The sequence below is a fragment of the Ornithinimicrobium sp. INDO-MA30-4 genome, assembly GCF_021535045.1.
GTDB lineage: Bacteria > Actinomycetota > Actinomycetes > Actinomycetales > Dermatophilaceae > Ornithinicoccus.
This window is the reverse complement of sequence record NZ_CP091056.1, coordinates 379,542-399,875: the sequence shown is the minus strand read 5'-3', so window position 1 is coordinate 399,875 and position 20,334 is coordinate 379,542. Positions and strand designations below refer to the sequence as shown.

Here is a 20,334-nt window from a genome sequence, read left to right as displayed (position 1 = left end):
GGTTTTTTAGCGGCGAAGGCCCCGCCACCTCGTGGGTGACGGGGCCTGCGACACGGTGATGCCACGAAGCGCGCGGGATTTCGCGCATTTCGTAGGTGGTGATGAGGTCATCAGCCTGAACATCGTTGAACGAGCCCAGGTTGATACCGCACTCGAAGCCATCGCGGACTTCGGTGACGTCATCCTTGAAGCGACGCAGACCAGCGATTTCCAGGCCCTCGGTGATGACAACACCGTTGCGGGTGATGCGCGCCTTGGCGCCGCGGCGGATCGTGCCACTGCGGACCAGCGAGCCAGCAACGTTGCCGAACTTGAGGAACGGAAGATCTCGCGGATCTCGGCCGTGCCAGTCTCGAACTCTTCGTACTCGGGCTTGAGCATGCCCTTCAGGGAGCTCTCGATCTCTTCGATCGCCCGGTAGATGACCGAGTAGTAGTTGATCTCAACGCCTTCGCGCTCAGCAACTTCAGCGTTCTGGCCCTCGGCCCGAACGTTGAACCCGATGATTACTGCATCAGAAGCCATCGCCAAGTTGATGTTGTTCAGCGTGATGGCGCCGACGCCGCGGTCAATGATCCGCAGGTCAACTTCATCGCCCACATCGATCTGCAGCAACGCGTCTTCCAGTGCTTCCACTGAACCGGACACGTCACCCTTCAGGATGAGGTTCAAGGTGTCGACCTTGCCAGCTGCGAGAGCCTCGCTGAGGTTCTCCAAGCTGATCCGCTTGCGTGCCTTAGCCAAGGCTGCCTGACGGTCAGCCGTGCCACGACGCTCGGCGATCTGACGGGCCGTGCGGTCATCCGGAGCCACGATGAACGTGTCTCCAGCGCGCGGCACTGAGGCCAAACCAAGCACCTGAACCGGGCGAGATGGCGTTGCTTCGGTGACATTGACACCGTGCTCGTCCAACATCGCTCGCACACGACCGTGGGCTGCACCAGCAACGATCGAGTCACCGACGTGCAAGGTGCCTTGCTGCACCAAGACGGTGGCAACAGGACCACGACCGCGGTCAAGGTTGGCTTCGATAGCCACACCGCGGGCGTCCTTGTCTGGGTTGGCGCGCAGATCCAGAGCGGCATCTGCGGTCAACACAACGGCCTCAAGGAGGCTGTCAATGTTCTGTCCAGCCTTAGCCGATACATCCACGAACAGCGTCTCGCCGCCGTACTCTTCAGCGATCAAGTTGTACTCGGTCAACTGCTGACGCACCTTGGCCGGGTTGGCACCTTCGACGTCAATCTTGTTAACGGCAACCACAATCGGCACATCTGCTGCCTGCGCGTGGTTCAAGGCCTCAATCGTCTGCGGCATCACGCCGTCATCGGCGGCGACCACGAGGATCGCGATGTCGGTGACCTTGGCACCACGAGCACGCATAGCGGTGAACGCCTCGTGACCGGGGGTGTCAACAAACGTGATGGCGCGCTCTTCGCCTTCGTGCTCGGCGTGCACCTGGTATGCACCGATGTGCTGGGTGATGCCACCGGCCTCGCCCTGAGCAACTTCCTCGGAGCGGATTGCGTCCAGCAGCTTCGTCTTACCGTGGTCAACGTGACCCATAACGGTCACAACCGGCGGACGAGGCATGAGGTCCTCATCGGACTCACCTTCGGCTTCGGCCTCAAGGTCGATGTTGAAGGAGTTGAAGAGCTCGCGCTCCTCTTCCTCTGGCGAGACCACGCGGATTTCGTAGCCCAACTCTTGACCGAGCAGCTCAAACGTCTCTTCGTCCAAGGACTGAGTGGCCGTAGCCATTTCACCCAGGTGGAAGAGGACAGTTACCAGTGCCGCTGCGTCAATGTTGACCTTGTCAGCGAAGTCGCCCAAGGACGCGCCACGACGAACAGTCACAACCTTGCCGCCACCACGGGGCACGTTGACGCCACCGATCGCCGGAGCTTGCATCTGCTCGAACTCTGCGCGCTTGGCCCGCTTCGACTTACGTCCACGGACCTTGCCGCCACCACGACCGAAGGCACCCTGTGTGCCACCGCGACCACGGGGACCGCCACCGCGGCCACCGCCACGGAAACCGCCACCAGCGGGACCGCCACCAGCACCGGGTCCGCCACCTGGACGACCGCGGCCGCCGGGACGTGCCGGGCGCTCACCGGGACGCGGGACGGCTGCCTTGTCGGGCATCATCGCCGGGTTTGGACGAGCACCCCCACCCTGCGGGCGAGGTGTTGCCGGGCGCGGGCCACCCGTACCTGCGGCGCCCTGACGGGCACTCGCGGGGCGGGGCATGCCCTGGTTGCTTGCATACGGGTTGTTACCCGGACGCGCTGCTCCACGATCGGGACGATCTCCGCCACGCTCGGGACGGTCGGTGCCGCGCTCGGGGCGCTCGCCTCGACCGGTACGCATGCCCTGGCTGGGCGCGAACGGGTTGTTGCCCGGACGCGGCGAGCCAGACTTGCCACGGCCACCGTCGGGACGGTTACCACCACGACCACCCTCGGGGCGGTCGTTACGCGGAGCCGGCCTGGGGCCAGGCTTGGCACCGGGACGGCTTGCGGCTGGCGTCGCTGGCTTAGCCGCGGGGCGGGGGCCAGGAGCCGGAGCGGCCTTAGCGGCTGCATCCTTGGGTGCCGATTCCTTCGGTGCGGGCTTGTCCGCCTTGGGCTCGGCCGGTGCGCCCTTGTCCTGGGCTGGTGCAGCCGGAGCAGCCTTTTCAGCCGTCGGCTGTGCCGGTGCTGGCTTTGAAGCGACTGGCGCCGACTTCTCAGCAGGTGCTGCGGAGCGGGCTTGGCGCCCGGCTTCGGGGCAGCGGGCCCAGGCGTAGCGCCGGACGGCTTGGGAGCCGCGGGCGTCGCTGGCTTTGCTGCACCAGACGTCTTTGCTGCCGGCGCGGAGGCACCGGACTTTTCCTTCGCAGCGGGCTTTGATGCCGCTGGAGGATTTTCGCGAATCTTGCGAACGACTGGAGGCTCGATCGTCGACGATGCCGAACGAACAAACTCTCCCTGCTGCTTCAAGTGAGCGAGCAGTTCCTTACTTTCAACCCCGAGCTCTTTTGCTAGCTCGTAGACCCGAACCTTGGCCACGTTTCTCCTACTTCGTTGCGCCACGGCTCGTCCCTCAAGGGGTTGCAGCCGTGCCTAGTACTGGTGGGTGCTCATCGCTGAGTACTCATCGGGTGCTCATCAGCGTCAAACCCGCTTCCGGTCCTCGATGACAGAGCCAATTCAGCTCCGCCTTCCGAAGGCCCAACCTTTTGATTGGGCCATGTTGCCGCCTCGTGGCGACTAGGTCACGACGACTGTTGCTTGAGGGCTGCCATCAACAGGTCCCCCGACAGCACACCTTGAATCTTCAAGGCACGCTCGAAAGCCCGACGTTGGATAGCCAGCCCACCGCACGTTAAGTCGCGGTGCACATATGCTCCACGACCCCCGTGGCGTCGAGACTCATCTGGATGCAATTCCCAACTCGTGGAGTCGGTCTCGCCCTTCACAGCAACGACGCGCAACAGCGCCATCTGCTCGTCCCGCTGACGGCATCCGACGCACGTTCGCACCGGTAGGTGCGCGACATGCCCGGATCCCCAGTGGGATACGCAGATGAAGCCAAGTCTACACGCTCAGGATTCAACAGTCGTGTCCGGGCGGATGTCGATCCGCCAGCCAGTCAACTTATTTGCCAACCGAGCGTTTTGTCCTTCACGCCCAATAGCCAGCGACAGTTGGTAGTCGGGCACGATTACCCGAACCTGCTTGGCCTGCGTGTCGACGACCTGTGCCGAAAGGACTCGCGCTGGCGAGAGCGCCGAGGCAACAAAGTCAGCCGGGTCGTCGGTGAAGTCGACGATGTCAATCTTTTCGTCTTGCAACTCGCCCATGACCGCGCGCACCCGCTGGCCCATCGGGCCGATGCAGGCGCCCTTGGCATTGATGCCAGGCACAGTGGCGATCACGGCGATCTTGGTGCGGTGCCCAGCCTCGCGGGCCAGGGCCCGAATCTCCACCGAACCATCGGCGATTTCGGGGGCCTCGAGGGCAAAGAGTTCACGAACCAGGTTGGGGTGCGTGCGCGACAAGGTGATTAGCGGGCCACGGTTGCCACGCTTCACGCTCGTGACGTAGCAGCGCAAACGCTGCCCGTGCACATACTTTTCACCGGGAACCTGCTCAGCGCTTGGCAACTCGCCCTCAACGGCACCGAAGTCGACCTTGACACTGCGGGGGTCGCTTGACTGCTGGATGACACCTGAAATCAGGGTGCCTTCGCGATCGGCAAACTGCCCCAGAACTGCGTCGTCTTCAAGCTCACGCAGACGGTTCACGATGACTTGGCGCGCCTGGGCAGCGGCCACGCGACCAAAGCCTTCCGGCGTGTCATCGAACTCCAGGCCAGGCTCGCCGCGCAGGCCATCTTCGGTGATCTCGCCTGGTTCTTGAGCCATCACCGAAACGTGACCACTCTTGCGGTCCAACTCCACGCGGGCATTGCGGTAGTAGCCAGGAACCTTCTCGTATGCGCTCAAGGTCGCCTGCTCAATGGCGTTGACCAGCACATCAAGGGAAATCTCTCGCTCGGCCGCGATAGCTCGCAGCATCGCCATATCGATATCCATCAGATTCCTTCTTTCTGGTCGGCTCGGGTGAACTCAACCTGCACTTTTGCTTTGCTGATCTGGGAAACGTCCAGGCTGACCGTTTCGCCGGATTCGTCACTGACCACAACGTTGTGCGTCGTCACCGAGGCAACACGTCCCGTGACCTGCGACTGGTCTTTAAGCGTCGCCTCGATAAGTCGCCCGACATTACGGCGGAACTGAGCGGCCGTTGTCAGCGGATGGGCAACGCCCAGGAGGTGACCTCAAGGGTGAAGGGGCGCTCGCCCATCACCGCCGACTCCTCCAACCATTCATCGCTGAGCCGAGAGGCATCAGCAACTTCGTCCAAGGTGAGCGGTTCCACTGGGGAGTCTGGATCGCCATCAAGCAGGTCCGTGACATCCCGTGCCACGGAAATACGCAAGAGGCGGCGTTTGCCAGCAGACTGCACAGTCACGTCTTCTACGACGAGGTTGAGGTCGGTTAACGCCGGATTTAGACCTTCAGTGATCTGGTCTCGCACGACTTGGCTGTCCACGGACGCTACCTCTCTCTGTTCTCCTGTGATCCCCGGGCACACAGCATCCGTCGGGGAAGCCCACTCTAACCTGTCGGGGACCTATTGCAGGGCATCGACAGAATTGGCGTCCCCCTGCGCATTCCGCAAGCAGGCCTTCGCGGATCACCCAAGCCGCTCTGCCATGATGACGGTCATGTCGCCTCATGCATCTCGTCGCCTTGTGCTCACTGCAGCGGCATTGGCAGGGTCAGGCTTCCTAGCCGCATGCAACTCCTCATCAACCAGTGATGCGGGCCCCACCAGGACAGACGGCGAACCTGTCGGGCCCGTGGCTCCAGACCTCGCTTTGTTGTTAGCAACCTGGGAACGAGTGGGCGTGCTCCAACAGTCGCTGCAACCCATCATGAGGCGCACCGAATCGAGCCAGTATGCGGCGCTGAGCGAGTTGCTGTTGGAGCAAGACGAAGTCCTCACTGGCCTGCTCAATGCGGCCGGCGCAGACCTGCCGCAACCCACACCTGCGGCCACGACAAACCCAGCAGCCACGGCTAGCCCGTCAGCGACCAGCGACGACGCCACCAGCACCAATGACGATGCGGCTGCCACTACGTCATCTCAACCATCGCTGGAGTCCCTGCGTACTGCTTTGGCACAAGACCTCAGCGAAGACGTCAATGCGGACAGCACCGCAGCGCTCGCAGACTCCACCGATCTCAACCTTGCGCTCCTCATCTCCATCAATGCTCAACACGCAGCATCAGCGATTCGGTGGGGCCAATCCCCCCTTGGCCCTCGATTGCGGGCACTAACCCGGCCACCGCCGCTGAGCTGGCGCGCATCCTGCGCCCACTGATCTACGCCCTCGAGGTCGTCACGGCGACGTCAAGCGGTGATGAGCGCGAGGGCTATCAGGAGGCACTCGATGAGCTCAGCGATTTGACCGATGAGTTGGTAATTGCGGCAGGCAGAGAGTTGGAGCCAGCTAAGTTGGGCTACGGGCTCCCGGAAGCTGAGGCAAGTCAGAACGGCCGCCGCAGTTTGCTGCTCAGCGCTAGCGAGAGCGCGGCAGCTCAAACCTTGTCACTCAGTGCCGAGGTGACAGGCGAGGTGGCCGGAATCGCCGCACTGACTCAAACTCTTTCGCTCGTCACATCACGCCGAACCGCTTGGGGTGCAACCCGTCTGGCATTTCCCGGGATGACCCGCCCGTAGGCCAACAGCCGTACTCTCCAGTACGCTCGCGGGATGGCCCAAAGACTGAGCTCAGCGACTTCACCCTACTTAGTGCAGCATGCCGGGAACCCAGTTGACTGGTGGGAATGGACCGATGAGGCCTTTTCGCAGGCCAAGGAATGTAACCGGCCAATTCTGCTTTCTATTGGCTACGCGGCCTGCCACTGGTGTCACGTGATGGCGCACGAGTCTTTCGAGGACGACGAGGTTGCCACGCTCCTCAACGAGCACTTTGTCTCGATCAAGGTGGACCGCGAAGAGCGCCCCGATGTCGATTCGGTGTATATGAACGCGACCACGGCAATGACTGGGCATGGCGGCTGGCCCATGACCTGTCTGCTCACACCCGACGGCAAGCCGTTTTGGTGCGGCACCTATCTCCCTAAATCCGACTTTGTTCAGTTGTTGACTGCCGCCAATGAAGCCTGGCGCGACCGCGAAGCAGAGGTTCGGGCAGGCGGTGACCATGTTGTGTCAGCCCTTGCCAAGGCTGCCGAAGACTCCCCCTCCGCCCGGCCGGTGAGCGAAGCCACCCTGGATACTGCTGTGCAGACGCTGTCTCGCGAATATGACCACGCCCACGGTGGGTTTGGCCGCGCCCCCAAGTTCCCGCCGTCTATGGTCCTGGCCTTCCTCTTACGGTATGCGGTGCGCACCGACCACGAAACGGCGTGGGACATGCTCCTGGGCACCACCGAAGCGATGGCCCGCAGCGGCACTTACGACCAGGTCAGCGGCGGATTTGCCCGCTATGCCGTTGATTCAGCCTGGGTCGTTCCACACTTCGAAAAGATGCTCTATGACAACGCACTGCTGCTGGCGGTGTATGCCGACCTGCTGCACGTGCAGCGCAGCAACGTTAGCGACTGGGCGCGCCCGGCAGTCGACGACACTGTGGCCTGGCTGCTGCGCGAGATGCGCACGGAACAGGGCGGTTTTGCCTCGTCGCTGGACGCCGACACTGAGGGCGTTGAGGGGTCAACCTATGTCTGGTCGCCGGCTCAACTGCGCGAAGTGCTGTCGGAAGATGATGCCGAGCGAGCGACTGAACTGCTCTTGGTGACCCCGGATGGGACTTTCGAGGACGGCCTATCCACCTTGCAGTTCGCCGCCGACGCCACCTCCGAAGACCGCCTCTGGTGGGCCAGCGTTAAACCGACCCTGCTGCGACACCGCAATGAGCGGCCACAGCCCGGACGCGACGACAAGGTGGTGACCGCCTGGAACGGTCTGATGATTGACGCTCTCGTGCGTGCCAGCATGGCTGCCCATGAGCCTGCCTGGTTAGATGCGGCTGCCGACTCCGCCCGCTTCTTGCTAAACGTCCACGTCCACGATGGCCGAGTTATTCGTAGTTCGCGCGACGGAGCACCAGGCAAGGCCGCAGGCGTTGCCGAGGACTACGGCAATCTGCTTGTTGGCTTGATCTCCTTGCACGCCGCCACCGGTGAGGCATCGTGGCTGGAGTCCGCAGAGCCCATTGTCACCCGGGCCATTGAGCTATTGAGCGACGGGCGCGGCGGATTCAACGACACCGCCAGCGACAGCGAGCCGTTGGTGCTGCGGCCACAGTCGAGCGGAGACAACGCCGAGCCCTCGGGTCACAGCGCTCCACCCTTGGGCTCATGCGCTACGCGACTTTCGCCGGGTCCGCCGAGATCCTGGCCCTCGCTGAAGGCGCCATTGCCGAGATCGGTGAGCTGGCGCATTCCGCTCCTCGGTTTGCCGGCTGGATTCTCACCGCAGCGGAGGAATCTTTGGCTGGTCCGTTGCAAGTGGCGATTGCCCGGGGCGACGATGAGGCTGGGGCACTTGCGCTGATCGAGGCGGTGTTGGACACACAACCGGCACTGGCCGTGCTCGCTGGAAGTGGCGACGACCAAGGCGTCCCGTTGCTCCGAGGCCGGGAGGCCATCAACGGCGCTGCCGCCGCCTATGTCTGTCGCGGCACTGTCTGCGACCTGCCAATCACTGACCCAGACGAACTGCGCACAGCGCTCAAGGCCAAGGGCTAGATCAAGCGAACTGGACGAACGTGTCGTAGCCGATCTTGAGAACAAAAGCGCTGACCAGCACGATGAACACGACGCGGATGAAGCCATCACCCTTGAAACCGCGGTGCGGGCACCGATGTAGCCGCCCAAAATGTTGCACAGCCCCATCACCAGGCCGATCTTCCACATCACTGCGCCTTGCGGGATAAAGATCATTAAGGCGGCCAAGTTAGTGGCCAAGTTGGTGATCTTAGCCTTGGCGCTGGCCTGCAGGAAGCCATAGCCCAGGAGTCCGACTAGGGCAAAGACCAACAGTGACCCGGTCCCAGGGCCGAGGGCACCGTCATACACGCCCATCACGAAGCCGATGATGGCCGCCACCACATGATGTTTGCGCCCGGTGAACCGCAGGCCAGAAATTTTGCCCATGTTGGGCTTGGCCAAGGTGTAGGCACCGACCCCGATCAGCACGACCAGGATGATCGGGTTGAAGGCAGACTTGGGGATAACAGAGCCGATCAGGGCCCCGCCGAGGCTGCCCGCGAAAGCCCAGCCAGCCATCGGCAGCGCAGTCTTTAAATCGGGTTTCACTCGCCGAAAATAGGTGATCGAGCTCGTTGTGGTGCCAAAGATTGAGGCCAGCTTGTTGGTCGCCAAAATCTGCACCGGGCTTGCCCCCGGAAATCCGATCAGCAGGGCAGGGAGTTGAATTAGCCCTCCCCCACCAACCACGGCGTCAATCCAACCGGCCGTGAGAGCCGCCAAACCCATCAGCGCAAAAGCCAAGGGGAGATGTCCTCCACTACGGCTCCCCTTGCCAACCTCGAATGATCCCAGCGATCTGGACAAGCTCGTGGGCCACCGCATGCGGCTGCGCATCGACCTCAACACGCTGCTCAGCGGGGATGTCGCTGTGTGGAATGTGGATCGTGCGCATACCAATTTGCTGCGGTCCGTAGATGTCCTCGTAGAGCCGGTCGCCGACGTAGACGCACTCACGCGGATCGGCCTCGACCGCCTGGGCAGCAGCCTGGAATGCACCGGCGGCAGGCTTCACAAACTCGATCTCGCTGGAGTAGATATCTCCATCAATGAGGTCGAGGACACCATCCCGCTCGAAAATATTGCGGTGATAGTCCCGCGACCACATGGTGTTAGAGAGCACACCCACCTTGATGCCCTGGCCGCGCAGCCACGTCCACAGAGGTCGGACTTGGGCGTCGGTGAAGGTGAAGGGCTCCCAGAACTCTCGGTATGCCGCTTGGGCCGGCTCGGTGTCAACCAACGCAAGGTCGACGCCTGTGGTCTCCGCAGCGCGCTGCAGGACTTGCGACATCCGCATACTCCGGTGCTCACGCGCCGACGTCGACCAACACCAGGCCTCGGCTGCGAGCAAGGCGTCGGCGAACTCATCAGCCTTGACGTCGTCGTCCCCAAAAAGGTGATGGGCAAACGTGTTGCGCCATTGAGCCTGCAGGTCAACCGGATGCCAAGGAGTCAGCGTGCCGCCCCAGTCGAAGATGACGGCTGAGATCTTCACCCGGCGCTCGAACTGCCGCGCACCTCATTGACAACATCGGTGACGGCCTCAGCAACGGCGACATTGCGACGTTCACCAGTGCGGCGGTCCTTCAACTCCAGGACACCGTCGGCCACACCTCGGCCGACGACCAGGATCGTCGGCACACCCAGCAACTCAGAGTCCTTAAACTTCACGCCGGGGAAACCTTGGGGCGGTCGTCGTAGATGACTTCAAGACCAGCAGCTTCCAGGCCAGCCAGCACCTCTTCGGCCGCCTCAAAAACAGCCGGGTCCTTACCTGTGGCTACCAGGTGGACGTCAGCCGGGGCGATGGCCCGTGGCCAGCAGAGGCCAATGTCATCGACGTTGGCCTCAGCGATCGCGGCAACGGCGCGAGTGACACCGACCCCATAAGAGCCCATGGTCACCGTTGCGAGTTTGCCGTTCTCGTCCAGCACCTTCAGGCCCAGGACCTCGGCATACTTGCGACCAAGTTGGAAGATATGGCCCATTTCGATACCGCGCGCCAACGTCAGCGCACCGCCACCATCGGGGCTTGGGTCGCCCTCTTGGATTTCGCCAGCCTGAATGGTGCCGTCCGCGGTGAAGTCGCGACCGTGCACCAAGTCGAAGACGTGCATGCCTGGCGCGTCGGCGCCGGTGATCCAAGCAGAGCCGACAGCGATCGACGGGTCAAGCAGGTAGCGAATGCCCGAGGCATTCTTTTCGCCCAACACGCCAGGCCCGATATAGCCCTTGACCAGGGCAGGGTTCTCGGCAAACTCCTTGCCCTCAAACGGCTGGACTTCAGCAGGTGAGACGGCCGACTCGAGGCGCTTGGCGTCAACGGCACGGTCACCGGGCAGGCCAATGGCCAACGGCTCACGGGTGCCGTCTGGGTGGCGCAGCATGACGAGCACATTCTTTAGCGTGTCGGCCCCGGTCCACTCGCGGCCGTCGCTACGGGGGTGCTTGGCGTTGGCCGCGGCCACCAGCGTCTCGATGGTCGGGGTTTCGGGCGTGGGCTCGACGTGGGCTGCGGGCGTCTGGCTAGCATCCACTTCGGGCGCCTGTGCCACGACGACAGCCTCCACGTTGGCCGCATAGCCACCAGCTTCGCAGCGCACAAAGTGTCTTCACCGTGCTGGCTGACTGCCAGGAACTCTTCAGAAGCCGAGCCGCCCATTGCGCCAGAGTCGGCGTGCACGATCACATACTCAAAGCCCAAACGGTCAAAAATCTTGATGTATGCCGCACGGTGGGCCTGGTAGGCCGCCTCTAGCCCTTCGTCACTGGAGTCAAACGAATACGCGTCCTTCATGATGAATTCGCGCCCGCGCAGGACGCCACCGCGCGGCCGCGCCTCGTCGCGGTACTTCGTCTGGATTTGGTAGAGGCCCAGCGGCAGGTCCTTGTAGGACGAGAACATGTCCTTAACCGTCAACGTGAACATCTCTTCGTGAGTCGGGCCAAGGAGCATGTCGACGCCTTTGCGGTCCTGCAGACGGAAGAGGTTGGGGCCGTACTCCTCATAACGACCAGTCGCTTCGTAGGGATCCTGGGGCAGCAGCGCCGGGAAGGAAACTTCCTGGTCACCAATGGCATCCATCTCTTCGCGGACAATGGCCTCGACATTGCGCAGCACCCGTAGGCCCAGCGGCAACCAGGTGAAAATGCCCGGGGCAGCGCGGCGGACATAGCCAGCACGAACCAGCAACCGGTGGCCTGGTAGCTCCGCGTCGGACGGGTCCTCTCGCAGGGTTCGCAGGAAGAGGGTCGACATGCGCAGGGCCACTGTGGCGCTCCTTGGTGCTTGAGAAATAGGGTTTGGAGACTCTGGTGAGCCTACCGGTCAGTCGCGCAACTGCTGCACGGCTGCATGGAGCGCCTCGCGGAATCGAGCCACCTCTTCGAGGGTCGAATAGGGAGCGGCAGACACGCGAATTGCTCCAGCCTCACCCAGGCCAAGCCGACGGCAGGCCTCCAAAGCATAGAAGTGGCTGGCCGGAGCATTGATGTTGGCCTGCGCTAGCCGTGAGCTGATCTCACTGGCGCTAAGCTCCTCGACAGTAAAGAACACCGACGGCGTCCGCTCACTGGCTCGCGAGTAGTTCGTCACTCCGGGAACGCTCTCGACTGCTTCAATCAAGGCCTGCGCAATCTGCCTTTCGTGTTCATGCAGGACAGCCATGGACGTCTCGAGGCGTTCTCGCCGCTCGCCTTGGCCGTTCGGTTCCAACCCGGCGAGGAAGTCAACTGCTGCCCGCACTCCGGCCAGCAATTCATACGGCAGCGTGCCCATTTCGAAGCGCTCCGGGACCGAATTGGGCGATGGTGCCAGCTTGGCAGGTTGGAGTTCATGCCAGAGGTCGGTGCTAGCGGCCTGCACGCCAATGTGGCCCCAAGAACTTGTAGGGCGAGCAAGAGATGATGTCGGCACCTAAACCCCGCATGTCAATCAACTCGTGGGCAGCCAAGTGAACCGCGTCGACGTGGACTCGAGCGCCGACCTTGTGGGCAGCCGCCGAGATGGCCGCGACATCCGGCTTGGTGCCGATGACGTTGGAGGCAGCAGTGATCGCTACCCACCTAGTGCGCGAATTCAACGCTGCGGTGATGGTCTCCACGGGAAGCTCGCCCGTCTTGGGGTCAAAGTCGAGCCAGCGCACGACAGCGCCCGCATGTTGGGCCGCCAACAGCCAGGGCCGCAGATTGGCGTCATGCTCAAGGGAGGTGACCACAATCTGGTCCCCTGGCTTCCACCTGGCGCTGAGGGTCCGAGTGAGGTCAAACGTCATCGCGGTCATACTGCGACCAAAACCACCCCGGCAGGGTCGGCGTTGAGGAAATCCCCCATCGCTTCTCGAGCCGCCAACGTGACGTCATCAGCGTGACGCGCCGATGCACTCCCCTTGCCGCGGTTAGAGATTGGGGACACCAACGAGTCATAAATGGCTCGCGCCACTGGCTCTGGGGTTTGCGTGCCCGCGGCCCCGTCGAAGAAGGCCGTTCCGCTGCCCAGACTGGGGAATTGAGACCTGACTTGCTCAATGTCATATGCCATGTCACCAGCCTAAACAGTCGCAGGCACCTTTGGTGGACGTGCCTCGCGCACGCCAGTTCAAAGTGACGCGAAAATAATCGTTCCGACCCGAACGAAATCGGCTAGCCTAGTGCCATGGAACTTCTCGTCGTTCAACATGACCCCATTTCCCCACCCGGCGCCATTGGCCGACGGTTTGAAGACCATGGCTACAACGTGACGCTGCACGAAATCGTGGGCTACGACAATTTCGAGACTCCCAATGTCGTTCCTGACCTCCCGTCGTTTACCCAATTTGACGCGATCTTGACCATGGGCGCGCGGTGGTCGGCCTACGACCATGACACGGTGGGCAATTGGGTGGTTCCAGAAATCGCGGCCCTTCGCGAGGCAGACGCGGCGGGGGTGCCGGTGCTCGGCATCTGCTTTGGCGGTCAACTTCAGCAGCCGCTCACGGCGGCTCGGTGATCGCGTCCCCGCACCAGAACTGGGCTGGGTCGATATCTCAACCACCGACGAGGCCACCGTCCCGCAAGGGCCCTGGTTTCAGTGGCACGGTGACAAGTGGATAATCCCGCCGACGGCCACCCAGATCGCTGAAAACCCGAGCGCCAGCCAGGCCTTTGCGCTTCGTCGCAACTTGGCGGTGCAGTTCCACCCTGAATTAGACCGGGCCATGTTGCAGGGGTGGCTCGACAACGGCGGCGCGGAGTACGCGACGAATATCGGTGTCGACCTGGAGGCTTTGCTCAGCGAAACCCAGGACCGTGAGGCCGAAGCGCGCACGCGGGCCCAGGCATTGGTGGATGGCTTCATCGCCAACGTCGCGAGACGCTGACACCAGCGCACGAGATCAACACCAAGAAGTGGCCGGAGCAAAATGCTCCGGCCACTTTTGGTGTTGCAGATGCGTTGTTGGCCTAGCGCATCATGTCCTGCAGTTCCTTGCTGTCGCTCTTCTTCACGCTGCCGACGGCAAAGCCGATCGCCAATGCGATGAATGGCGCGAAGACCAGGAAGTAGCCCAACGGAGTCAGCACCCAGGCTTCAACAGCAGGGTCAACCCCCTCGGGGACCGTGCCAGCCAGCAAGCCAAAGCGAGACATCAGGAGATACTCCCCCAGCGCCAATCCAACGGCGGCTGCTATCGGGGCAATCAGGGTGGCGAACGGCGAGCTGCCCTCGGTGTTCTTCCGGAAGTACCGCACGATGGCCGCACACACGAGGATTTCCACCAGCACAATCGCGACGACAGCCATGGCGCTGAACCAGAAGAACATTTGCAGGATCGGGTCTCCGCCAGTGACGGCAAAGATGGCAATCACCACACCAGCGATGACCGAGACCACAACGGAGCCGCGCAAAGGTGAGCCGACAGCATTTGCTTGACCTAGCCCCTTAGGCAACGCACCCGAGCGGCCCATTGCGAAGAAGTAGCGTGCTGCCGAGTTTTGAAGGCCAGCAGACCAGCGAAGAGGCTGCTGATGACAAGCCAACCCATCGTGGTGGCCAACCAACCGCCGACATACTGCTCGGCGATCGCGAAGAGCACCAGGGCTGAATCTGCCAGCGGCACCCCGTCAATCGACGAGAGCTCAACGGTGCGCTCCACCACCTGGTCAGCACCCAAAGCACTGACCACTGCGAAAGAGGTAAAGGCAAAGAGCAGCGTGATCAAGGTGATGGCGGTGTAGGTCGCCAGCGGAACGGTGCGCTTGGGGTCTTTGGACTCTTCGCCGTAGATCGCAGTCGCTTCAAATCCAATAAACGAGGCAAAAGCGAAGGCCAGGGCGATGCCAGCCGAGCCGGCAAAGCCGCCGACAAACACGTTGCCTGGGGCAAATGAGGCCGCGAAGTCAAAGCCATTGGCGCCACCCTGGAGGTAGACGGCTGCGGAGGTCAGCAACAGGGAGGCGACCTCCAAAATCATCAGCACGCCGAGAACACCGGCACCCACATCAACCTGGAACGACGACAGGATGAAAACGACCGCCCAGGCGGCCAAGGTGAGCACCCACCACGGGATGTCCCAGCCCCATTGGGCCGCTAGTTGCCCGGAAGCAACAGCCCCAAAGAAGCCGTAAATAGCCAGTTGGATCGCGAGGTAGGCGACCAGGGAAACGTAGGCCGAGCCAACACCGGCTGCGGTGCCGAGGCCGCGGGCCACATACGCAAAGAACGCTCCAGCGTTAGTCACCACCGTGGTCATTCGTGCATAGCCAACTCCAAACAGGAGTAGCACCAAACCAACGGCCAGGTATGCGCCAGGTGCCCCTGCTCCGTTGCCAACCACAATTGCTACGGGCAAAGCGCCCGTCATACCCACCAGAGGGGCTGCCGCGGCGATGACGAAGAAGACAATTCCTGCGACGCCTAGTCGACCTGATCTTAAGCCAGGGCGTTCATTGGTGGGCGCTTCACGTTGCGACTCCATGTGGTCTCCTTGGGTTTGTACGGGCCCGAACGATATTGGGAGTGTGACATCACCCCTAGCCCGCGTCAAGACCTTTTTGGGCCGAACGTTAAATCTTCATGCACCCTTGACGGGTGACGCATTTCCCAATTACGTTTGGACCCAAACGATCTATCGAGGAGGCGCAGTGGCCCAACACATCGCGGTGGTAGAAGGAGTGTCTGTAGACACTCGACACTGGATCGGTGGCGAGCGAGTTGCTTCGCAGTCCACCTTCGATGACACCTCTCCTATCGATGAAGCGGTGCTTGCGTCCATCAGCGCCGGCTCATCCGTTGAGGTCGACGCCGCGGTGTCCGCGGCGCGGGCTGCCTTTCCCGCCTGGGCGGCTATGCCCGTGGCGGAGAGGTCAGCCATCCTGCGTCGCGTTGCTGAAGGCATCGAAGCACGCGTCGAAGACTTGGCATTGGTTGAAACGCGGGATAACGGAGCCTTGATCAGGAGCCACCGCCGGGGCGTGATGCCCCGAGTGGCGATGAACTTCCGCTACTTCGCTGACTATGCCGAGCAAGAGTTGGGCCACCCTGACATGGAGGTCCGAGGCCACCGCGAGCGCGTGAGCTATGACCCTGCGGGTGTCGTGGCCATCATCACGCCGTGGAACGCTCCGCTGATGCTGGCGACGTGGCGGATCGGCCCAGCGCTGGCAGCCGGAAACTGTGTCGTCCTCAAGCCGCCGGAGTGGGCACCGCTGACCGCCTCGCTGCTCGCTGACATCTGCCACGAAGCTGGCTTGCCCGCCGGCGTCTTCAATGTGGTGCAGGGAACCGGTGCCGACGCAGGAGCCCCTTGACGGCTCACCCCGACATCAACCGCCTGTCCTTCACCGGGTCTGTCCCGACGGCGGGTGTCATCGCGAAGGCGGCGGCCCCCAACATCGTGCCGCTGTCGTATGAACTGGGCGGCAAGTCACCTCTCGTGGTTTTTGCCGATTCCGACCTTGACCTCGCTGTGAATTTGGCTGTCGAGCAGTTCGACAACGCTGGTCAGGTATGCCTGGGCGCGTTCCGCATCTTGGTGCAGGAAGACATCGCTGAGGAGTTCACTGCACGCGTTGTTGAGAAGGCTCGCACCATCAAGCAGGGTGACCCCCGCGATGAAGCCACGGACATTTCGGCGCTTGTCAGCCGCACCCACTTCGACAAGGTCACCGGCTTTGTCGAACGCGCAGTGGCCGATGGCGCCGAAGTCCTGCTCGGCGGCGGTCCAAACGAAGAGTTGGGTGGCCTGTACTTCTCACCCACCATCCTGGCCGGCGCCAAGCCGGAGTCAGAGATCATCTGCGAAGAGGTTTTCGGGCCGGTGCTCACCGTGCAGACCTTCACCGATGAAGCAGAAGCCGTGGCCATGGCGAACGACTCACGATTCGGCCTGGCCGCAACCCTGGTCACCGGTGACCGCGAACGCGCTGAGCGGGTCAGTCACCTGTTGGACGCAGGAACCGTTTGGGTCAACTGCTTCTTTGTCCGCGACCTGGGCGCTCCCTTTGGCGGCAACGGCAAGTCCGGGATTGGCCGTGAGGGCGGCATCTGGTCGTTTGATTTCTACACCAACATCAAAAACAGCGTGTTCAGCCCAGCCGGCTGGAACACTAACGATGCAGCCGAGGAGGCCTAGTAATGGGAGAAGTTGTCGGTGGCGGACTGATCGCTCACGTTCCAACAATCGTTTTGCCCGAAGAGGTGCGCCGCGAACTCAACAACGGCGAAGACTCCACTTTGGTGAGCGGGATCAAGCAACTCCGCAAGGAGGTCTTTGACACCGCGGACTACGACACGGTCGTCGTCCTGGACTCGCACTGGGCCACGACGGTCGAATGGGTTGTCACTGCTCAGGAGCAACGCAGCGGCCTGTTCACCTCCGAAGAGTTGCCGCGCGGGATGTGCCAGCGCCCCTACTCCTTCAAGGGTGACCCCGAGTTGGCCCACGCCATCGCGGCCAGGGCCAGCGATAACTCCACGTGGATCACTGCCATCGAGGATGACCACCTGCCGATCTTCTACGCCACCACGAACTTGTGGGAGTACCTGGGCGACGGCCTGGAAGACAAGAAGTGGATCTCGATCGGTGTCTGCCAGACCGCCGACGCCGAAGATGCGTTGCGATTGGGCCGGGCCCTAGGCCAGGCCATCGCCGAGAGCGATCGCAAGGTCTTGCTTCTGGCCTCTGGTGCGATGTCGCATACCTTCTGGCCGTTGCGACAGTTGCGCGACCACGAAGCCGCAGGCAAGGAGCACATCTTCACTCCCGAAGCGGTTGAGGCAGACTTCGAACGCCTGCAGTGGTTTGCCGACGGCGACCACGCCAGGGTTTTGGACACCATGCCGGAGTTCCGCAAGTACCGCCCCGAGGCCGGCTTCCAGCACTACTTGATGATGATGGGCGCGCTCGGCGAAGGAGACTGCACGGCGAAGGGCCGACAGTACGGCGAGTATGAAAACTCGATCGGCACCGGCCAAGTCCACGTGTGGTTCGACCGCCCCGAGGGTGGCTTCCCACCGGCTCGCCAGACCCCCACTGACCCCGACTTTGTCCGCCAGACTGGCGGCCCCGACCTAACCGCAGCAGGCTGAGGAGAACCATGACACTTCGCGAAACACGACGCATTCTGCTCGATGGCAACGTCGTTGACGTTGTTCGCAACGGCGACACTCTCGTGGCCGGAGATGGCCGAGAGGTAGCGATTGCCGACGCCACTCACCTGGCGCCGGTCACGCCCTCCAAGATCATCTGCGTTCACCTCAACTACTCCTCGCGAGTCGAAGAGATGCTGACCACACTGCCGCCGGCACCGACCTACTTCCACAAGCCGGTCTCTGCGCTGAATAGCCACGAGGGCTCCGTCGTGCGCCCCGAGGGCTGCAAGTGGCTCAACTACGAGGGCGAGATCGCCATCGTCATTGGCCGCACTGCCCGCAACATCTCTCCCGAAGAGGCTGGCGACTACATCCGCGGCTACTCCATCGGCAATGACTATGGCCTGCACGACTTCCGCGACACCGACTCCGGCTCCATGCTGCGAGTCAAGGGTGCCGACACGCTCTGCCCGGTGGGCCCCGGCATCGTCGAAGGCTGGGACTTCCGGGGCAAGCAGATCCGCACCATCGTCAACGGCGAGGTCCGCCAAGATGGCAACACCGATGAGATGAAGTGGAACATGCACTATCTCGTCGCGGACATCGCACGCACGATCACGCTGCAACCTGGCGACATCCTGATGTCCGGCACCCCGGCCATCAGCCGCACGGTCTATCCGGGTGACGTCGTTGAGGTTGAGGTCGAAGGCCTTGGCACCTTGCGCAACACCATTGTCGAAGGCCCGACGCCGATCCGCAGCGATGTCGGAGCCCAGCCCACGGAGAGCGAAGAGGTGCTCTCCACGGCACAGGGTGGAGATTGGGAGTTCCGCGGCGTCCGTGGCCCTGACCTATCCAAGACGCACTGAGCCCGACACTTTTCACCTCGGAGGCAAAGCATGACGACGCAGGCAGTAGATCACGTCAGCAGCATCGACTGGATCGAGAAAGCTCAACAGATTGCCTTGCCTGAGGGCATCTTTATCGATGGCGGGTTTCAGCAAGGTGCTGAAACCCGCAAGATCCTGACGCCACGTGACGGCTCGGTCCTCGGCACTCTGGCGTGGGCGGGCGTGGAAGACACTGACCGTGCCGTCGCTGCTGCGCGTCGAGCCTTCGATGACGGCCCTTGGCCCACGATGGCCGGCTCAGAGCGTGGCTTGGTGCTCAACCGCTGGGCCGACCTCATTGATGAGCACCGTGACGAGATCGCTCTGCTGGTCTCCCTCGAGATGGGCAAGCCAATTAGGGCACGCCTGGGAGATCGAGTTGCGGGCGTTGATCAACGGCCTGCGGTTCTATGCCGGTCTTGCCGACAAGGCGATGGGCGAAATCCTCGCACTCCACCTGGCGACTTGGCGATTGTGACGCGTGAGCCCTCTGGCGTCGTCGCGGCCGTCGTGCCCTGGAACTTCCCACTCACGATCGGTGGGTGGAAGTTGGGCCCGGCACTCGCTGCGGGCTGCACCATCGTCCTCAAGACTGCCGAGCAGTCGCCGCTGTCGATGCAGCGCGTTGCTGCCCTTGGTGCGGAGGCTGGGCTTCCCGCGGGAGTGTTCAACGTGCTCTCGGGTGACGGCACGGTCGTAGGTCGACGTCTGGGTGAACACCCGGACGTCAACGTGCTGACGTTCACTGGGTCAACGCAGGTCGGACGACACTTCATGCGGTATGCCGCCGACAGCAACCTCAAAAGGTGCACCTGGAGTTGGGTGGCAAGTCGCCGCACATCATCTTTCCTGAAGCGACCGACCTGCAGGCTGCTGCCGACTCGGCTGCCTGGGCGATCTTCTTCAATGCGGGTGAAATGTGCACTGCCGGGTCTCGACTCGTCGTGCACGAAGACATCGCCGAAGAAGTCATCACACGAGTGATTGAGACCAGCGCTGCGTGGCAGCCAGCAGATCCGCTGTTGCCTGACACGTTGATGGGTCCCCTAGTCGACAAGTCCAGCCTGACACGTATCCAGAAGCAGTTAGCGCAAGGTCTCGAACAGGGAGCCACCTTGCGCAGCGGCGGCTCCGCTGTGCACACCGAAACCGGCGGGCCCTACCTTGAGCCCACCGTGATCACGGATGCCGCTCGCGACAACTTGTTGGTGCAAGAAGAGCTGTTTGGGCCGGTGCTGGCCGTCCAGACTTTTAGCACCGAAGCCGAAGCGATCGAGATTGCCCGGGACACGCCATACGGTCTTGCAGCCGGCTTGTGGACCAGCGATCTGGGCCGAGCGCATCGAGTCTCGAACGCGATGCACGCTGGCATTGTCTGGGTGAACTGCTACGAAGAGGGCGACATGAGTGTCCCCTTCGGTGGCGTCAAACTCACTGGCGGCGGCCGGGACAAGTCCCACCACGCGATGGACGAATACACCGATTTGAAAACGACGTGGGTCAAATATGGCTAAGCGCCC

General features: G+C 62.4%; 18 protein-coding genes and 5 pseudogenes. 10 read left to right on the top strand and 13 right to left on the bottom strand.

Annotated features, from left to right (window positions below):
• Positions 1-67: 67 nt before the first annotated feature.
• From infB to rimP, 5 genes and pseudogenes are all read right to left on the bottom strand, one after another.
• Positions 68-3,053 (bottom strand): annotated as a pseudogene (infB, locus tag L0A91_RS02310) (translation initiation factor IF-2); the annotation flags it as partial.
• 206 nt (positions 3,054-3,259) lie between these two features.
• Positions 3,260-3,487: a YlxR family protein gene (locus tag L0A91_RS02305; RefSeq protein WP_235245676.1), complete on the bottom strand. Its 228-nt coding sequence runs from the start codon at positions 3,485-3,487 to the stop codon at positions 3,260-3,262.
• Positions 3,488-3,589: 102 nt separating this feature from the next.
• The gene (gene nusA / locus L0A91_RS02300) at positions 3,590-4,582 is read right to left on the bottom strand and encodes a transcription termination factor NusA (RefSeq protein ID WP_235245673.1); all 993 of its coding nucleotides are present in this window, start codon (positions 4,580-4,582) and stop codon (positions 3,590-3,592) included.
• Positions 4,582-4,758, bottom strand: a complete 177-nt coding sequence (locus tag L0A91_RS02295) for a hypothetical protein (RefSeq protein ID WP_235246499.1) — start codon at positions 4,756-4,758, stop codon at positions 4,582-4,584. Before L0A91_RS02295 ends, nusA begins: the two co-directional genes overlap by 1 nt.
• Before the next feature lie 38 nt (positions 4,759-4,796).
• The gene (rimP, locus tag L0A91_RS02290; RefSeq protein ID WP_235245672.1) at positions 4,797-5,102 is read right to left on the bottom strand and encodes a ribosome maturation factor RimP; all 306 of its coding nucleotides are present in this window, start codon (positions 5,100-5,102) and stop codon (positions 4,797-4,799) included.
• 358 nt (positions 5,103-5,460) lie between these two features.
• Here rimP and L0A91_RS02285 point away from each other — a divergent pair, with 358 nt between their 5' ends.
• Genes L0A91_RS02285 through L0A91_RS18100 form a run of 4 tightly spaced genes read left to right on the top strand, consistent with a single transcriptional unit; the run spans position 5,461 to position 8,332 of the window.
• On the top strand, positions 5,461-5,937 hold the full coding sequence (locus L0A91_RS02285; RefSeq protein WP_235245670.1) for a hypothetical protein: 477 nt from the start codon (positions 5,461-5,463) through the stop codon (positions 5,935-5,937).
• A complete protein-coding gene (locus tag L0A91_RS02280; RefSeq protein WP_235245669.1) occupies positions 5,853-6,296 on the top strand; it encodes a DUF4439 domain-containing protein in 444 nt (147 codons plus the stop codon). The genes L0A91_RS02285 and L0A91_RS02280 overlap by 85 nt, the downstream gene beginning before the upstream one ends.
• Before the next feature lie 33 nt (positions 6,297-6,329).
• The gene (locus L0A91_RS02275; protein WP_311197954.1) at positions 6,330-8,138 is read left to right on the top strand and encodes a thioredoxin domain-containing protein; all 1,809 of its coding nucleotides are present in this window, start codon (positions 6,330-6,332) and stop codon (positions 8,136-8,138) included.
• Between the two features lie 11 nt (positions 8,139-8,149).
• Positions 8,150-8,332: a hypothetical protein gene (locus L0A91_RS18100; RefSeq protein ID WP_311197953.1), complete on the top strand. Its 183-nt coding sequence runs from the start codon at positions 8,150-8,152 to the stop codon at positions 8,330-8,332.
• Position 8,333: 1 nt separating this feature from the next.
• On the opposite strand, the pseudogene L0A91_RS02270 reads toward L0A91_RS18100, so the two are convergent.
• The 6 genes and pseudogenes from L0A91_RS02270 to L0A91_RS02245 form a co-directional block, all read right to left on the bottom strand.
• Positions 8,334-9,082 (bottom strand): annotated as a pseudogene (locus tag L0A91_RS02270) (sulfite exporter TauE/SafE family protein).
• Between the two features lie 31 nt (positions 9,083-9,113).
• Positions 9,114-9,851, bottom strand: a complete 738-nt coding sequence (locus L0A91_RS02265; RefSeq protein ID WP_235245666.1) for an HAD family hydrolase — start codon at positions 9,849-9,851, stop codon at positions 9,114-9,116.
• A pseudogene (locus tag L0A91_RS02260) lies at positions 9,848-11,627 on the bottom strand (proline--tRNA ligase). Before L0A91_RS02260 ends, L0A91_RS02265 begins: the two are co-directional and overlap by 4 nt.
• Before the next feature lie 57 nt (positions 11,628-11,684).
• Complete coding sequence (locus tag L0A91_RS02255; protein WP_235245665.1) at positions 11,685-12,221, bottom strand: aminotransferase class V-fold PLP-dependent enzyme; 537 nt, start codon at positions 12,219-12,221, stop codon at positions 11,685-11,687.
• Complete coding sequence (locus tag L0A91_RS02250; RefSeq protein WP_235245662.1) at positions 12,208-12,639, bottom strand: aminotransferase class V-fold PLP-dependent enzyme; 432 nt, start codon at positions 12,637-12,639, stop codon at positions 12,208-12,210. Before L0A91_RS02250 ends, L0A91_RS02255 begins: the two co-directional genes overlap by 14 nt.
• A complete protein-coding gene (locus L0A91_RS02245; RefSeq protein WP_235245660.1) occupies positions 12,636-12,896 on the bottom strand; it encodes a hypothetical protein in 261 nt (86 codons plus the stop codon). Before L0A91_RS02245 ends, L0A91_RS02250 begins: the two co-directional genes overlap by 4 nt.
• Before the next feature lie 114 nt (positions 12,897-13,010).
• Here L0A91_RS02245 and L0A91_RS02240 point away from each other — a divergent pair, with 114 nt between their 5' ends.
• A complete protein-coding gene (locus L0A91_RS02240; protein ID WP_235245657.1) occupies positions 13,011-13,343 on the top strand; it encodes a hypothetical protein in 333 nt (110 codons plus the stop codon).
• Positions 13,303-13,713 (top strand): hypothetical protein, encoded by a 411-nt coding sequence (locus L0A91_RS02235; protein WP_235245655.1) that lies wholly within the window; start codon positions 13,303-13,305, stop codon positions 13,711-13,713. The genes L0A91_RS02240 and L0A91_RS02235 overlap by 41 nt, the downstream gene beginning before the upstream one ends.
• 82 nt (positions 13,714-13,795) lie before the next feature.
• Here the strand turns inward: L0A91_RS02235 and L0A91_RS02230 are convergent, their stop codons facing one another.
• Both L0A91_RS02230 and L0A91_RS02225 read right to left on the bottom strand, forming a co-directional pair.
• Positions 13,796-14,299: a hypothetical protein gene (locus tag L0A91_RS02230; RefSeq protein ID WP_235245654.1), complete on the bottom strand. Its 504-nt coding sequence runs from the start codon at positions 14,297-14,299 to the stop codon at positions 13,796-13,798.
• Positions 14,266-15,309, bottom strand: a complete 1,044-nt coding sequence (locus tag L0A91_RS02225; RefSeq protein WP_235245652.1) for an APC family permease — start codon at positions 15,307-15,309, stop codon at positions 14,266-14,268. Before L0A91_RS02225 ends, L0A91_RS02230 begins: the two co-directional genes overlap by 34 nt.
• Between L0A91_RS02225 and L0A91_RS19450 the strand changes: the two are divergent.
• From L0A91_RS19450 to L0A91_RS19445, 4 genes and pseudogenes are all read left to right on the top strand, one after another.
• Positions 15,221-16,965: pseudogene (locus L0A91_RS19450) on the top strand (aldehyde dehydrogenase). The gene L0A91_RS02225 and the pseudogene L0A91_RS19450 overlap by 89 nt on opposite strands.
• A gap of 2 nt (positions 16,966-16,967) precedes the next feature.
• Positions 16,968-17,921, top strand: coding sequence for a catechol 1,2-dioxygenase (locus tag L0A91_RS02210; protein WP_235245642.1), 954 nt, complete (start codon positions 16,968-16,970; stop codon positions 17,919-17,921).
• A gap of 8 nt (positions 17,922-17,929) precedes the next feature.
• Positions 17,930-18,793, top strand: a complete 864-nt coding sequence (locus L0A91_RS02205) for a fumarylacetoacetate hydrolase family protein (RefSeq protein WP_235245640.1) — start codon at positions 17,930-17,932, stop codon at positions 18,791-18,793.
• Between the two features lie 30 nt (positions 18,794-18,823).
• Positions 18,824-20,328: pseudogene (locus L0A91_RS19445) on the top strand (aldehyde dehydrogenase family protein).
• Positions 20,329-20,334: the final 6 nt, after the last annotated feature.